The organism is Bradyrhizobium sp. 6(2017), assembly GCF_011058295.2.
GTDB classification, from domain to species: domain Bacteria; phylum Pseudomonadota; class Alphaproteobacteria; order Rhizobiales; family Xanthobacteraceae; genus Bradyrhizobium; species Bradyrhizobium septentrionale.
The window spans coordinates 638,715-652,672 of sequence record NZ_CP049289.2; the positions used below are offsets into that span (position 1 = coordinate 638,715).

The 13,958-nt window shown below is 57.9% G+C and carries 13 protein-coding genes and 3 pseudogenes; 9 read left to right on the top strand and 7 right to left on the bottom strand.

Going from position 1 to position 13,958, the window contains the following annotated elements:
* Positions 1–5: 5 nt before the first annotated feature.
* Positions 6–1,289, bottom strand: coding sequence for a SulP family inorganic anion transporter (locus G6P99_RS03060; protein ID WP_165127195.1), 1,284 nt, complete (start codon positions 1,287–1,289; stop codon positions 6–8).
* A gap of 545 nt (positions 1,290–1,834) precedes the next feature.
* Here G6P99_RS03060 and G6P99_RS03065 point away from each other — a divergent pair.
* From G6P99_RS03065 to G6P99_RS03085, 5 genes and pseudogenes are all read left to right on the top strand, one after another.
* The gene (locus G6P99_RS03065; RefSeq protein ID WP_165127197.1) at positions 1,835–2,971 is read left to right on the top strand and encodes an MlaE family ABC transporter permease; all 1,137 of its coding nucleotides are present in this window, start codon (positions 1,835–1,837) and stop codon (positions 2,969–2,971) included.
* A gap of 2 nt (positions 2,972–2,973) precedes the next feature.
* The gene (locus G6P99_RS03070; protein ID WP_165127199.1) at positions 2,974–3,750 is read left to right on the top strand and encodes an ABC transporter ATP-binding protein; all 777 of its coding nucleotides are present in this window, start codon (positions 2,974–2,976) and stop codon (positions 3,748–3,750) included.
* A 3-nt stretch (positions 3,751–3,753) separates the two neighbouring features.
* Entirely contained in the window at positions 3,754–4,872 is a 1,119-nt protein-coding gene (locus G6P99_RS03075; protein ID WP_165127201.1) for an ABC-type transport auxiliary lipoprotein family protein, read from the top strand.
* 367 nt (positions 4,873–5,239) lie between these two features.
* Positions 5,240–5,596: an IS66 family insertion sequence element accessory protein TnpB gene (gene tnpB, locus G6P99_RS03080; protein WP_165127203.1), complete on the top strand. Its 357-nt coding sequence runs from the start codon at positions 5,240–5,242 to the stop codon at positions 5,594–5,596.
* A gap of 122 nt (positions 5,597–5,718) precedes the next feature.
* Positions 5,719–6,150, top strand: a pseudogene (locus G6P99_RS03085) (IS66 family transposase zinc-finger binding domain-containing protein); the annotation flags it as partial.
* Here G6P99_RS03085 and G6P99_RS03090 read toward each other — a convergent pair.
* Positions 6,145–6,573 (bottom strand): annotated as a pseudogene (locus G6P99_RS03090) (IS66 family transposase); the annotation flags it as partial. The pseudogenes G6P99_RS03085 and G6P99_RS03090 overlap by 6 nt on opposite strands.
* Here G6P99_RS03090 and tnpC point away from each other — a divergent pair.
* Positions 6,572–7,198: pseudogene (tnpC, locus tag G6P99_RS03095) on the top strand (IS66 family transposase); the annotation flags it as partial. The pseudogenes G6P99_RS03090 and tnpC overlap by 2 nt on opposite strands.
* 1,494 nt (positions 7,199–8,692) lie before the next feature.
* On the opposite strand, the gene G6P99_RS03100 reads toward tnpC, so the two are convergent.
* The gene (locus G6P99_RS03100; RefSeq protein WP_334261913.1) at positions 8,693–8,866 is read right to left on the bottom strand and encodes a hypothetical protein; all 174 of its coding nucleotides are present in this window, start codon (positions 8,864–8,866) and stop codon (positions 8,693–8,695) included.
* A 350-nt stretch (positions 8,867–9,216) separates the two neighbouring features.
* On the opposite strand from G6P99_RS03100, the gene G6P99_RS03105 reads away from it, so the two are divergent.
* Positions 9,217–9,621 carry a hypothetical protein gene (locus G6P99_RS03105; RefSeq protein WP_165127207.1) on the top strand — a complete coding sequence of 135 codons (405 nt, stop codon included), beginning with the start codon at positions 9,217–9,219 and terminating at the stop codon, positions 9,619–9,621.
* Positions 9,622–9,699: 78 nt separating this feature from the next.
* Here G6P99_RS03105 and G6P99_RS03110 read toward each other — a convergent pair whose 3' ends face one another.
* The 4 genes from G6P99_RS03110 to G6P99_RS03125 form a co-directional block, all read right to left on the bottom strand.
* Positions 9,700–9,948, bottom strand: a complete 249-nt coding sequence (locus tag G6P99_RS03110; protein ID WP_165127209.1) for a hypothetical protein — start codon at positions 9,946–9,948, stop codon at positions 9,700–9,702.
* A gap of 323 nt (positions 9,949–10,271) precedes the next feature.
* On the bottom strand, positions 10,272–10,493 hold the full coding sequence (locus tag G6P99_RS03115; protein WP_165127211.1) for a hypothetical protein: 222 nt from the start codon (positions 10,491–10,493) through the stop codon (positions 10,272–10,274).
* 515 nt (positions 10,494–11,008) lie between these two features.
* Complete coding sequence (locus G6P99_RS03120) at positions 11,009–11,434, bottom strand: hypothetical protein (protein WP_334261914.1); 426 nt, start codon at positions 11,432–11,434, stop codon at positions 11,009–11,011.
* Positions 11,427–12,602 carry a helix-turn-helix domain-containing protein gene (locus G6P99_RS03125; RefSeq protein ID WP_165127215.1) on the bottom strand — a complete coding sequence of 392 codons (1,176 nt, stop codon included), beginning with the start codon at positions 12,600–12,602 and terminating at the stop codon, positions 11,427–11,429. Before G6P99_RS03125 ends, G6P99_RS03120 begins: the two co-directional genes overlap by 8 nt.
* Before the next feature lie 79 nt (positions 12,603–12,681).
* Here G6P99_RS03125 and G6P99_RS03130 point away from each other — a divergent pair, with 79 nt between their 5' ends.
* Entirely contained in the window at positions 12,682–13,122 is a 441-nt protein-coding gene (locus tag G6P99_RS03130) for a hypothetical protein (protein ID WP_165127217.1), read from the top strand.
* Positions 13,123–13,247: 125 nt separating this feature from the next.
* On the top strand, positions 13,248–13,796 hold the full coding sequence (locus G6P99_RS03135; RefSeq protein ID WP_165127219.1) for a hypothetical protein: 549 nt from the start codon (positions 13,248–13,250) through the stop codon (positions 13,794–13,796).
* The last annotated feature ends 162 nt before the right edge of the window (positions 13,797–13,958 follow it).

The following is a 13,958-nucleotide window of genomic DNA, read 5'->3' on the forward strand; positions in this document are numbered from 1 at the left end:
ATTTCTCAGGAATGCACTTGTCGCCGCTTGATTCGGTCGAAGATCCCGAACGCCGCGGCCAGCATGCATCCCGCGATGATACCGAAGGTAAGGTCCTCGATCAGCGTAAGGCCGAAGGTGGCCATAAGCACGCTGGCACCGCGCCAATCGCGAAGCAGGAGAAGGAAATCTTCCTTCTCCGCCATATTCCAGCAAACCACCACTAGTACACCGGCCAACGTCGACAAGGGGATGAAACTCGCCAACGGTCCTGCGACCAACATGAAAACCAGGATAAAGACGGAATGCCCTATGCCGGAGATCGGACTGCATGCTCCGGCACGAATATTGGTCGCCGTGCGCGCGATGGTTCCGGTCACGCTGATCCCGCCGAATATAGCAGAAGCGACGTTTGCGACGCCTTGCGCTACGACCTCCATATTGTAGCGGTGCTTGCGTCCTGTCATGCCGTCGGCCACTTTGGCGGACAGCAGGCTTTCGACCGCCCCAAGAAGGGTAAAAGAGAGCGCAGCCGGCAACACGTCAAGCACAGATGAAGTTGAGAATGATGGCAATCGGGGGGGCGGCACGCCATCCGGAAGTTGACCAAAATGGCTGCCGACGGTCTCGACCGGCAAATGGAACATCCAGACGACTACCGAGGCAAGCACGACGGCAATCAACATTCCCGGCCAGTTCGGCAGCAAGCGTCGCAGCAAGAAGATCAAGGTGGCGGAGCCTGCGCCAACAGCGAACGCGGCCGGGCTGAGGGTCGGCAACGCCTGACCGAGCATCGCGAGCTTGGGCAACAGCTGTCCAGGTTCGGCACCGGGCAATCTCAGGCCGCCGAGATCCTTGAGCTGGCTGGCAAAGATCGTGACCGCAATCCCGCAGGTGAAGCCGACTGTCACTGCGTGCGGAATGTAGCGAATGAGCGAACCGAGCCGCAGCAACCCGATCAGCGTCAGCATGCATCCGGAGATAAAAACCGTGAGCAGCAGCCCTTCCAGGCCGAATTTGGTAGCGGTTGCTGCGACAAGAACGATGAACGCGCCGGCGGGACCGCCAATCTGATAGCGGCTGCCGCCCAGCGCTGAGACCAGGAAGCCGCCAATGACGGCGGCATATAACCCTCGTTCCGGCGAAACGCCCGAGGCAACAGCGATCGCCATTGACAATGGGAGAGCGACAATCGCCACGGTAAGTGCGGCCAACATATCCCGGCGAAAGCAGTTGAGATTATATCCTTCCACCAACACGGTGAAGATTTTCGGACGATAGATATGGGCGGTGGCAGAGCCATCGGGCATGGTAATGAACCAATCTGGATTCGAAAATTATAGCGTACGGCCGCCAGGACCGCTCTTTTGCCATACAGTAGGGGCGGCACGTTAAAACCAACACCGCTTCTAACAAGGACGCCAGACCAACAATGTCTTTGTCCGCGGAATCGCTTGATCCTGCTCCATTTTTTTTTATTGTTGTGAGCAATTTTGACCATAGGTCACTGGAAGGCTTCGGTATGTCCAACGACGCCGACCTTCAATGCTCACACTCACACCGCCGACGAGCCCTGTTTCAGGGAACTCAATCCTTCCTCCTTGCTTATCTCGATGAGTGGCACCACCACCGGCGAGCCGCATCCGCGCAATCTGATAATCAACACTTGATCCCGCCAGGGCGATATTTACGCGGACTTGCTGAGCAGCAGAACAGGATTCCAAGTGCCAAACGGAAGCTCCGATCATACAGAACAAGTTTGCGAAATTTGCATCCATAACTTCTCTTGCGCCTTCTCGAAATGGATCACGGGTGAATACCTACCCAGACGAAGCATTCTTGACCGGCAAGAGTATTGAAGACGGTACCCGCGCTGGGTGCGGCAACCCAAGACCAGACGTTGGTACTTAGTCCAAGCGGTTCCTGGACAGTCGTCCATGCGGCCACCCTGGAAAGGCTGATCCATCTCGTCTCGCCTGGCGTCCAAAGGACCCAGAAATTGAAGATCGACATGGTCGACGTGCGTGAACTCGACACGCTTGGTGCATGGTTGCTTGAAAAGACCTTGCGCGGCGCGTCCGACTTCGGTCACCCCGCAACACTCGTTGGCGTCGCCAGCCGTTATGAGGGCCTTATCGAAGACATTCGGCAGGTCAACCGCCGTACGCCCGCCAGTCGGCCGATCCAAAATCCTGTCGCCCGGCGATTGGAAACCATCGGCCGGTCCGCGTTCGGCGCAGCTGAAGATATATCCGTCTTTCTGCAAATGCTGGGAGCGCTGGGCGCGGCCAGCCTGGGCGTTCTGCGAAGGCCCCGTTCGCTGCGGTTGAAATCTCTAGTCTATCACCTGTACCAGGTCGGATGGCAAGCCATACCGATCATGGCCCTGGTCACCTTTCTGATCGGCGCAATCATCGCTCAGCAAGGCATCTTTCATTTCCGAAAATTCGGCGCCGAGTCCTATGTCGTCGATCTCGTCGGAATTCTCGTACTGCGCGAAATTGGTGTCCTGATCGTTGCCATCATGGTCGCCGGCCGGTCTGGAAGTGCTTACACCGCCGAACTCGGGTCGATGAAAATGCGCGAGGAAATCGATGCCTTGTCCACCATGGGTCTCGATCCCGTCGAGGTTCTGATACTTCCGCGCATCATCGCATTGATCCTAGCGCTGCCAATCCTGGCCTTCATTGGATCGATGGCCGCCTTGTATGGCGGCGGTCTGGTCGCGTGGTTCTATGGCGGGATGAGTCCGGCGATATATCTTGCTCGACTTCACGAGGCCGTCTCCGTGACGCATTTCGAAGTCGGAATAATCAAGGCGCCTTTCATGGCATTGGTGATCGGCATCGTCGCAAGCAGTGAGGGCTTGAGGGTCAAGGGAAGTGCGGAATCGCTCGGCAAACAGACGACAATCTCGGTCGTCAAATCGATCTTTCTCGTCATCGTTCTCGACGGCGCCTTCGCCGTTTTCTTTGCATCGATTGGAATGTGACGATGCAGGGATCCGGGGAGCAATTTGCCATTCGCGTGAACGATCTCGTGGTGGGATTCCGCCAGCAAACCGTGATCGACCATCTGTCCCTTGACGTTCGCAGAGGCGAAATACTGGGTTTGGTCGGCGCGTCCGGCGGCGGAAAATCCGTGCTGATGCGGACCATTATCGGGCTTATTCCAAAACGGAGCGGCCGCATCCAGGTCATGGGCATTGATATTGACGACAGCCACGGTCGCGACGTTCACACCGCTGCGATGTGGGGCATCCTGTTCCAGCAGGGCGCGCTCTTTTCCTCTCTGACGGCACTGCAAAATATTCAGTTTCCGCTTCGAGAAAACCTCGTCCTTTCCGAATCGCTATTGAACGAGATTGCGACCGCCAAACTCGAAATGGTTGGCTTGACGCCAGGGGACGGCGACAAGTTTCCGTCCGAACTCTCGGGCGGAATGACAAAACGCGTAGCCTTGGCGCGTGCGCTCGCGCTGGACCCCGCAATCGTCTTCCTCGACGAGCCGACATCCGGGCTCGACCCCCTAGCGGCTGGCGACTTCGACGAGTTGATCAAAACGCTGCAGGAAACGCTCGGGCTGACCGTCTTCATGGTGACCCACGACCTTGCCAGCCTGAAAACTGTTTGTGACCGCGTTGCGGCGCTCGCGGACGGTAAGATCGTTGCGATCGGTCCGATGCGCAAATTGCTTCGCTCCGACCACCCATGGGTCAAGGCGTACTTCCACGGCAAGCGCTCCCTGATGCTACAACCAGAATCGAGCTGACAAATGGAAACCCGCGCTCCCTTTATCGTCGTCGGCGCATTCGTCCTGGCGGCAATCGGTGCAGTCTTTGGATTCGTCTATTGGCTGCACAACACTGCCGGAACCGGCGCGCGGACAGTGCATCACGTCCAGTTCGAGGGGTCCGTCTCGGGACTACTTGTAGGCGCAGCGGTGCTGTTTAATGGAATCCGCGTTGGAGAGGTCACCAATCTGGGTTTAGTCGCGGACAGCCCCCGGCAGGTGAATGCGACCATCGCCGTCGCATCAGGTACTCCGGTGCACTCCGACACAAAGGTTGGTCTGGACTTCCAGGGTCTCACGGGCGTTCCCGTGATCATATTGGAGGGTGGCAAGGAGGTCGGTGCGTCAACGGATATGAAAGTGCTCGTCGCCGATCCGGCGGCCGGTCAAAGCATGACGCAGGCTGCCCGCAACGCACTCGGGCGGGTCGATTCAGTGCTGGCTGAAAACGCGGAACCGCTCAAGAATACGATCGCCAATCTGAAGATATTTACGGAAGGGCTCGCCAAGAATACCGGCGGCCTCGACTCCATCGTGGCCGGTCTTGTCAAGATGACGGGAGGCAGCGAGCCGGCGATCCCAAAGACCGTCTACGACCTCAGCCTTCCCTCCGAATTTGCTTCGCCAAGGACGCCGCTCAACGAGCACCTGGTGATGCCGACACCGACGTCGATCCTGCTGCTGGACACGCAGCGATTCCTGATTGCGCCGAACAGGGACCTTCCGGGATTCTCGAACGCGCAGTGGGCCGACAGCATTCCGAAGATGCTGCAAGCCAAGCTCATTCAGAGCTTCGAAAACTACGATGTCGCCCATGCGCCACTCCGCTCGACCGACAATCCGGGAGCAAACCCTCAGCTACTGGTCGACGTCAGAAGCTTTCAGATCGATACGGATCCAGAACCAACCGCCGAGATCGGATTTTCAGCGCGGGTCCTGGACAAGGAGGGGCAAGTCGTGGCTTCGCATATTTTTCAACAACGCAGGAAGCTCGACAAGCCTGACCCCGCCTCAGCTGTCGCCGCCTTCAATGACGCATTCGCAAGCATCGCGACAGAACTGATCGCGTGGACAGCCAATGCGATGCCCCCTCCTGGGTGAACGCAACAAACGGAATTTGAACAATTGATGCCAGATACATTATCGCCCGATCTGCTAGATGGTCGACGAGGACGAAGATTGTCCCGATGAGGATGGCACTGACTGCTATTGCATCGATGAACAAAAGCACTGGTGTGTCGCGCAAAACTTTACCCTATTGAAAAAGGCCGCAATGAACTGGCACTGTAGACGCGGATCGTTGCGGAGATCGTGGCGAGCGGCGACTCGGTCTGTTCGGTAGCCCGACGGCATGGATTGTCACCGCAGCAGTCATCGAGATCGAAGTTGACGGCATCACGATCCGGGCCGGTCGTGGCGCCGACCCAACGATGATTGCGTCGATCGTCCAGGCGCTGAAGGCGAGCCAGTGATCGGTCCGTCGGGTGCGGTCCGGGTGATGGTGGCGACTAAACCGGTAGACTTCCGCAAGGGAATGGAGGGGCTTGCTACCCTGGTGCGCGAGAGCATGGGGGTTGACCCATTCTCGGGAGCTGTCTATGTGTTCAGGGCCAAGCGGGCGGATCGGATCAAGCTGGTGTTCTGGGACGGAACGGGTTTGTGTCTGTTCGCCAAGAGGCTGGAGGATGGAATCTTCCGCTGGCCGAAGATCGAGGACGGTGTGATGCGTCTGTCGGCGGCGCAATTGTCGGCGCTGCTGGAGGGGCTCGACTGGCGGCTTGTGCATGAAGCACGGGCGACGCCGGCGCCAACACAAGCGGGATAGTTGTTGGCGGTGCTGCGGCGAAGTGAATCAGGAGCGTCGGACGCGTCGCCAGTTGGCGGCGAATATGCTCTGAATTGGGTGTGAGCGACGCCCTGCCTGACGATCCCGAGACGCTGAAAGCGATGCTGCTTGCGGAGCGGTGCGAGAGCGAACGGCTGCGTCAGATCATCAAGGAATTGCAGCGGCATCGGTTTGGCCGGCGGGCAGAGACGCTGCCTGAAGATCAGATGCTGCTGGGCCTAGAAGACGTCGAGCAGGTGGCAGCGTACGGCGAGACGGCGCAGGACGTCAGCGCACCTGAAGGCCGTGAGGTGCAAGCCGGTAGGCGCCGCGTCAACCGTGGCGCCTTGCCGGCGCACCTGCCGCGGATCGAAGTCGTCGTCGACATCGAGGACAAGACCTGTCCCTGCTGCCAGGGCGAGTTACATCGGATCGGCGAGGATAGAAGCGAGCGGCTGGACCTGGTCCCGGCGCAGTTCCGGATCCTCGTTACCCGGCGTCCCAAATACGCCTGCCGCGCTTGCGAGGACGGTGTCATGCAGGCGCCGGCCCCCGACCTGCAGGATCCCCTTGAAGCCTGCCAGATGGGCGATTGGTCGGTCGGCTTTGCGATCGGGAGCATAGACATAGGCGACGCCCGGCGGATCGGCGCCGCCCCATGGCTGGTCGTCCGCTGCATAGGCCCAGAGCTGACCGGTCTTGGTGCGCCCTCGGCCGGGATCGAGCACCGGCATCGTCGTCTCGTCGGCGAACAGCTTTGGCCGTCGCCTGAGCTTGCCGAGGAGGCGCTCATGCAACGGACGCAGGTGGAAGGCTGCTTGTCCCACCCAGTCCGCCAGCGTCGAACGATCGAGCTCAATGCCCTGGCGGGCGTAAATCTGAGCCTGCCGATAGAGCGGCAGGTGATCGGCATATTTGGACACCAGAACCTGGGCGACGGTTGCTTCGGTCGGCAGTCCGCCCTCGATCAACCGGGCCGATGGCTATGCTGGCTATGGCAAGCTGGCCGAGCGTGGCGACGTTCAGCTTGCATTCTGCTGGTCCCACATGCGGCGTAACTTCTACGAACTCGCCGCCCCCGGTCCCGCGCCCATTGCGGGCGAGGCGCTCAAGCATATCGCCGAGTTCTATGCCATCGAGAAGGACATCCGTGGCCGTAGCGCCGAGGAGCGCTGTCTCGTTCGGCAACAGAAAAGCCGACCGCTGGCGGAAGCCTTCGAGCAGTGGCTCCGCGCAAAGCTCGCGTTGATCAGCCAAAAGGGCAAGCTGGCCGACGCCATCCGCTATGCGCTCTCACGCTGGGAGGGCCTGACGCGCTTTATCGATGATGGCCGTATCGAGCTCGACAACAACGCCGTAGAGCGCTCGATCCGTCCGATCACGCTCAACCGGAAAAATGCGCTGTTCGCAGGCTCCGACGGTGGTGCCGAGCACTGGGCTATCATCGCCTCCCTGGTCGAAACCTGTAAGCTGAACGATGTCGATCCGCTTGCCTACTTGACCGACGCGCTCACCAGGATCGTCAACGGTCATCCGAATAACGAGATCGATCACCTGCTGCCGTGGGCCTATTGCCGTCACGACCTCAAAGCTGTGGCCTGAAAACAGCGCTTACTCTCTGCCCCGATGCGGGGCCATTCGAATAGTAAGCATCGAAGATGAGTTGTTAGCAGCGGTAAAAGCGCCGCAAGCGGGCTTCAGCGTTCTCTTGGCGACACTCAACCGGCTGAGATGTCCCGGTCGCCGGATACATGGTGAGGAGCTATCGTAGCAGGGGGTCGGCACGTGACCCACGGGCATTGCCTAAGTCGGCTTGTGGAGATCAATGTTTTTTGGATTGGTGGCAAGCAGTTGAAACAACGCTCGGTCGCCCATGTATTTCGCGGCCTGCCGGGTCTTCTCTCGTCCGGCAAGTAAGGTCCTGTCGGAATGATCGCGAACCTGCCAATCCCAGCCCCGTCTGCCTCGGTCTTTTAGGACTACTTCCAACATCGTCAGATAGATTGCGCTCGGCTTGCTGCAGCCACTCACATAACTTTAGCTTTTCAAGCTAGGCACAACAATACTTCGCTCGATTGCCTTTCGGACTAAGCCAGTTGCGCACCCCCTCAGTCTTCCGTGCTTCGCCATATGTGGTGCGGACACGCAAACACGCTCGAAAAATTAGTGAGAACACACCTCCTCGGGTACGTGCTGAGGGCCATCTACTAAAGCCCCTTGCTTCGACGACTTCACTGCATTGCAACCGCAGCAACGGAATACCTGCACGGCTTCATACCTGCCCACGGATGGCAAGTCAGCCAGGAGCGCCATAGGGCACCCGCAAACATCACAAGTGCACGTCTTTGCACGTTCTTCAAATACCGTTGGCATAGCGAACTTCCCCAAATGCGCTGTTCGCCTGAAACGGTCGATGGTGCGCCTCAATGAGGCCTAAGCATGGTGAGTGTATGTATCCGTACCAATACGGAGGCGGCCCTGACCTGAGATGAGCAAGCCAGCCATGAAGCCTACCGTCTTTGGTTGTGCTTGAATGCAAGCTTGCCATGAGGTCTTGTGCGCCCGACGGTCAATACGCCCGAATAGGCGTCTCGCCCGGCATTGGTGACCGAGCCATGGTTGTTTCCGACCGCACGGGAGCTACCGCATTCGTCAAGCTGAATAGCGAAGGCACTCCGATTGGACTGCTCACGGTGCAACCAGATATGCGAATGATTAGCTCAAGCCACTCGGTAGACCCGTTCGGGAAGGTACTTTCGCCCTCTCAAGGTCACGGCGTGTGCGCTCAGGTGCGACGCTAAAAGTCCTGTGCTCAGCATATTGAAACAGCGCGACAGTGTCTTACGATGCGCACGGCGACGAAGTGAGGCGCTTTCAACTCATCAGCCGTGCCCTCAGCCACCTATCTGCTCGTGCCCCTCTGGGGTGAGCACAATCGCCTTGCCCTCGCCCTCAACGTACCCCATGGCGCGCAACGTCTCGATATCGTCTGGGCTAACAGGACTGAGCAGGAGGCGCTGGGCTCTGATATCCCGCAGGACCCAACGGAGCCTGATGGCCTCATCGAGAGGGTGTGTTGTCAAATCGCTCATAGGACTATCCCGGAGACATTGTGGTTGGGCCGATGGACGTGAACGCCTTCTCCTCTTCGGCAAGGCGGCGCTTGATGTATTGCCGCTCAACGTCCGATAGCTTGGTTTGGAGAAGTCGGCAGTAGCGGGCAATGTTGTTACCATGCGCACGAAGGCGCACCATTTCCTCATCGGTCATCATCGTCACCCTGGCGGCCTAAATTGCTTTGTGCTGAAAACGGGCGATGCCCCTGCGGCAAGACCTAAAATAGTCGCTCCTGCTGTCAAGGCTTGCGGAGTTGAATTGCCCGCCGTTGGTTAACGGCCAGAGCGCGCAGGGTCACCGTGTCATGCATGTACGTTCCAGGGCGTTGCTGAGCCTGAAGGCGGCCTGACCCAAGAGTTAACCCCCCAGGGGCCACCGCAGTTTTGCTTTCCGAAGCCGTTCATCAATATTAAATTCCGCGAAAACCGTTCCGCCAACGGCGGTCAGAGGAAACTATAGCTAGATTGTTGGTTGAAGTTCCGGGAACAACGGAGGCTTCGGAGATGAATAAAGCAGCATTGGCGTTAGTGACCGCTGCCACCATCGGCATCTCTGCCTTGGCAACCCCCACACCAGCCCAAGCATGGCGTGGTGGTGGTTGGGGCGGCTGGGGTGGAGGTCTCGCGGCCGGACTAATTGGAGCGGCGGTGGTTGGTGGCATAGCCTCCAGCGCCTACGCCTATGGACCAGGTTACGGCTACTACGGCGGACCGGGTTATGGCTACTATAGCGGACCAGGTTATGGCTATTACGGCGGCTATGCCCCGGCATACTACAACTACGGCTACGCCCCCGCATACTACGGCGGATACAGCTCTTACTATGCTCGTCCCGCGTACCGGCGCGTTATTCGCCCCGCATACGCCTACGGCCCTGGGTACTATCGCGGGTATGGCTATCGCTGGTGATCGCCAGTGGTGCAGGCAACGAACGGTCGCGCGTGGCTTGACGCAGGGTTGAGCCAAGCCACGCGGTTAAGTATGCCGTCAGGTCCTCTTCGCTGGCTTCGCGTTCCACAATCCCCTGATCACGTCATCAGGCATGTGCTTGAGGATCGTGACGCCATACTGTGGGAATTCGGCCATCATCTGGTCACGGACCTTCATGACGACCTCCGGACTGTCAGAGCCCCAGAGGGCTGACAGGTACTTGTGGAATGCTCCACGCTGCGTGACGTTCTCCATGCTGTCTGAGATGCGCCGATAGATATCCTCCTCCGCCTTGAGACGACGCACGGTGCCAGCGTGGTACGCTTGCTCGTTGCGGATGCTCGTGCGGCCTTTGCAGCTTCAGCCTCGTGATATGCTGTCCAATCAGCCGCTTGCTCTTCAGGGCTGTAGTAGCGGCGCTCTGAGGTGTCTTTGATGGCTATGCGATACTTGAGGCCGCCTCTGCCTGTGTATCTGTGGGCTTCGGCTTCAATGCCGCTGGCGGTCCATCCCTGTCGGATAGCCTCGCCTAGCGTAAAGCGCTCTTGGAGCGATCAGCACACAGAACGGAGGAACTCAAATTCCTTTCGCCTGCCTGCCGCAATGGGTGCAGTCATGTCGCGTCGATTTCAGATTAGTGGTGGTGGGATGTGCGCTGACGCTCTTGCTGCTCGCTGCTTCAGGAAGTGGCGGGCGAAAAAGTCGCCGTAGAGTGCGCTATTGATGATGGCGATGAGGTCTTTCGGCTTCATCGCGTAGAAGGGCTTTTTGAAGTGCTGAAGTGCGAAGGCTGCTAGGTCCAATTCGGACCATCCAGCCTCCAAGACGCTGGTGAGCTTTTGAAGCTCCATAGGGCTCTCACAGGCGACGTAGAAACCCCCGAACGCTTTGCAGGTGTCGATCGCTTTGCCTCAGTGATGCCGCGCGGGCTGGGGCGTGATCGAGACCGAGCCCTCCTTGCATAGGTGTCTAGCTAAACGCCTAAGCTCCTGTTTGCACGGCCAGAAAGGCGTGTGGAGCCTCTGATAGCGCGCCTCCTTGTATAGGTACGTGCTGGATTGCCTAACTGATTGTCGTGCTTAGGCGCCGCGTCGGATTGCAAGACGAGCGTTGACGCGCCGAGATAAGCGTGCACAACTAGCGGTATTTTATATATCTCATACACGTTGATCCTCCCAACATCCCGCTGAACATTACGGTCACCGCGTATGCGGTCTATTGCGGAAACAAAAAGAAGTAGCGTGCGTTCAAGACCGCGCGCGCGGCTTCACGAGAGAGCAAGCGCTACCTCAGAGCACACAAGGTCTCACCCTCTCGTTAGCGCGGCTATTGGGAATTATTCCCGCATCGCACGCGCTTTGACACCCTATTGAAGCGCTACCCAGCTGGAGATTTCCGAAGCATCGCAGCCCATGCCGCCGTAAATCGCGGCTTGGGCCGCCGAAGTAACGATTGTGCAGCCGCTCGTTAGGGATATTGCGCCGACATAGAGTTCAACATTTTCGTCGTGCGCGCCTCTCGGGAAGCCAGAGTTCGTGCGTTCGGCTATCCGAGCTGCCCCCAAATAGAACGCCTTCTTCATCGAAATCTTCTTTGAAATGAACGGCTCAAGTTCTGCGGCTTCGTCCGCAAAGAGCTTTCTAAACTCCTTCAAGGCAATTGAGGGAACTCCAATAGCGCCCACGTTGAGCATGTCGGTCAGCACGGTCTTGAGATTCCCAGAGGCCGTTGCGATGGCGTGCAGTCCGTCTGTGTCGATGATGCACAAACACTCCGGCTCATCATTACTCATCATCCAGCTCCAACGAACGGAGCTGTTCAGGGGTGAGCGACTTAACGTAGTCGAAGTAGGGACGCTGATACTGCGGTTTTAGTCCGGTCGCGCGGTAGAGGTTGATTTCTGAAACGAGACCTTGCTCAAGCATCTCATCAAACGCGCGCGCGAACTGGAAGCCATACTTGGAGAGCTTTACTTTTTCTTGGGGGACCGGGTCCTTGCCTGGTCCGCCACGTCGCTTGAGGTAATCAGGGTTACGATTGTGAACGAGACGCTTCCATTTCTCGTAACTTCCCGTCGTGTAGATGCCCAATTGCTCAAGACGCAGAACAGTCGCCTCTTGGCTGATCTTAAGGCGTCGCGATGCCCATCTGACGTGCTCCTCATCGGGGGTAATCTGGGCATCATTCTTTAGGCGCAGAAGCGTGCCTGCGAATGCTTCCGGGACCAAAAAGCTCCCCGCAAATCGATTGCAGGTGCGCTCTATGGAGTTCCGGCAAATGAATGGGTCAGAAATGCCTGAACTGCGGTGCAGAACGTGCGCAAGCTCATGCGCTAGTGTGAACAGTCGTCGCCCCCACGTTTGCGCCTTCGTGTTCACCACAATCACGGGATGGCGCGCATCGTATAGGCAGAACCCGCTTCCATCCTGTTCAGGGAAGCTGTGGTGCAGGACAAGAACTCCACGCGCTTCGATCTTTTGCCGACATATCAAGTAAAACGCGCGGTCGTCCTTGGCCTCTATTTGATCCTCAAGCGTGATATCGAAGTATTGGCGTGCACTATGAGCAATTCTCGTTACGCCAGCAGAATCGCTCGCCGTTAGGCGAGGCATCTCAGAGGGAGCGGAACGTGCCGTGTGTCCTTTAAGCGCCTTCTGAACGCCCTCTCCGAATTGTATCGCCCTGAGAGTTTCCTTCGTCTTTGCTTTGGGTTGCGGTTTGTCTGACCGAAAGTCAGGAAGAGTGTCGTCAAGCTCAGGAGCGGTCTCCCTGAAGAATGTAAACACAGGGACGGCGAGTTCATTCGCAATCCGATTGAGGATGCCTTGCGCTGGCTCTGGCTGTCGGTCAAGTTCGCTGCGCAGCGTGCTGGCGTCGATCTCAAGCCGCCTGGACAGTTCGGCTTGCGTCAGGGAGCGAGCGCGGAGAACGTTCGCAAGGATGGTAGGATTATAGACCACTGTCGTCCATCGGAAGGAGCGCGGATTCATGAAGTATGGGGATTTCTCAAGCCTAATTCAACTAGGAGTAAGTCTACACGTGGGGACAGCCGTTCTGCAGCTTTACGGCGATCTTGGCGTGCAGCCGTTTCTGCGATCTGTCGCAAGAACAAAGAGCTTGTTCGTAGTTCTAGAGCGTGACCAGCCTGTATCGGAGTTGCTTGATGAGCTGGATCGCCTGGAGAGTGATTACGAGATTTTCAAGATCAACCTATTCAAGGAATTTACGAAGTACATCGTCATCAATTCAATCGTCGCTGCAGCCTTGGCCATGATCTTGGTTGTGATTGCATTCAAAGCTGATGACCTGATTTCGGAGGCGTGGGAGCCAATATCCATTGCCTTCGTGTTCTTGTCTTTGTTCCCCGCTCCCGCAACGCTCGGCGTTCTGTCATGGGACGCTGGTCGTCAGCTAAAACCCATGAAGGCTAGAGCCGACCAGCTGGAGGTAGATGCTGGCAGTCTAGCGGGAAGGCTCTGAACTGACCGCGCCAACCAAGGGGAATCCTTGCATCTGCACTTAGTCAGCAAAAACCTACATTAGGTGCAGTCAGCCTCTCGTCCGAGCATGCCGACCGAGCGCCGAAGGCTCAGGAGATGCGCGCGATGACCGACAAGACGTTCAAGTACGTGCCGTTCGTTACCGAAGTGATGACCGCCCGCGAGCCGCACCTATCGAAGCCGGACACAAAGGGCGAATACGCCGATGGCAAGTACAAGACTGAAGCGACTGCTGACAAGGCTTATGCGGAACGCTTCCAAGAGGAAATCCAGAAGGTCGCGGACGACAATTTCCGCAGCAAGAAGAACGTCCACGTTCCCTGGAAAGAGACGAAGGAGGGCGAGATTGCCTTCATCTTCAAGTCCCCAAGGAAACAGCCCGAACTTGCCGACGCCAAGGGCAATCCTATCCCACTAGGCATCGTCATTCGTAGTAGGTCACTCATCCGCATTTCGGGCGTTATTGCTGCTTGGGAGCGTGGAAGCAAACGCGGCGTATCGCTATGGTCGGACGCTGTACGCGTGATTGATCTAGCGAAGGGCTTTGATCCCTTGGCCGCGTTCGGTCCAGCTGAAGACGGCTTCGACGTGACGACCCCCGCCCCACAGTGCCGCCATCCAGAGTGCCCGTTCAATCGTCGCCAGAGCCCATAGACGCGGCTATCGCCTTCATAACTTCAGCGCCGTAGTCTACCTTGTTGATGACCTTGCGGAGGTCCAAGCGCTGGCCCGACGAGTACACCTGCAGGACGCACAGGGACACTCCGGGTGGAGGTCCCCACGTTTGGCCGACTTGATTATGTTGACGCGTTTGGG

Bases quoted from the DNA above. Each gene is read 5' to 3' on its own strand.
- G6P99_RS03060 (WP_165127195.1), bottom strand. From the start codon at position 1,289: ATGCCCGATGGCTCTGCCACCGCCCATATCTATCGTCCGAAAATCTTC.
- G6P99_RS03070 (WP_165127199.1), top strand. From the start codon at position 2,974: ATGCAGGGATCCGGGGAGCAATTTGCCATTCGCGTGAACGATCTCGTG.
- G6P99_RS03075 (WP_165127201.1), top strand. From the start codon at position 3,754: ATGGAAACCCGCGCTCCCTTTATCGTCGTCGGCGCATTCGTCCTGGCG.
- G6P99_RS03100 (WP_334261913.1), bottom strand. From the start codon at position 8,866: ATGACCGATGAGGAAATGGTGCGCCTTCGTGCGCATGGTAACAACATT.
- G6P99_RS03105 (WP_165127207.1), top strand. From the start codon at position 9,217: ATGAATAAAGCAGCATTGGCGTTAGTGACCGCTGCCACCATCGGCATC.
- G6P99_RS03115 (WP_165127211.1), bottom strand. From the start codon at position 10,493: ATGGAGCTTCAAAAGCTCACCAGCGTCTTGGAGGCTGGATGGTCCGAA.
- G6P99_RS03120 (WP_334261914.1), bottom strand. From the start codon at position 11,434: ATGAGTAATGATGAGCCGGAGTGTTTGTGCATCATCGACACAGACGGA.
- G6P99_RS03135 (WP_165127219.1), top strand. From the start codon at position 13,248: ATGACCGACAAGACGTTCAAGTACGTGCCGTTCGTTACCGAAGTGATG.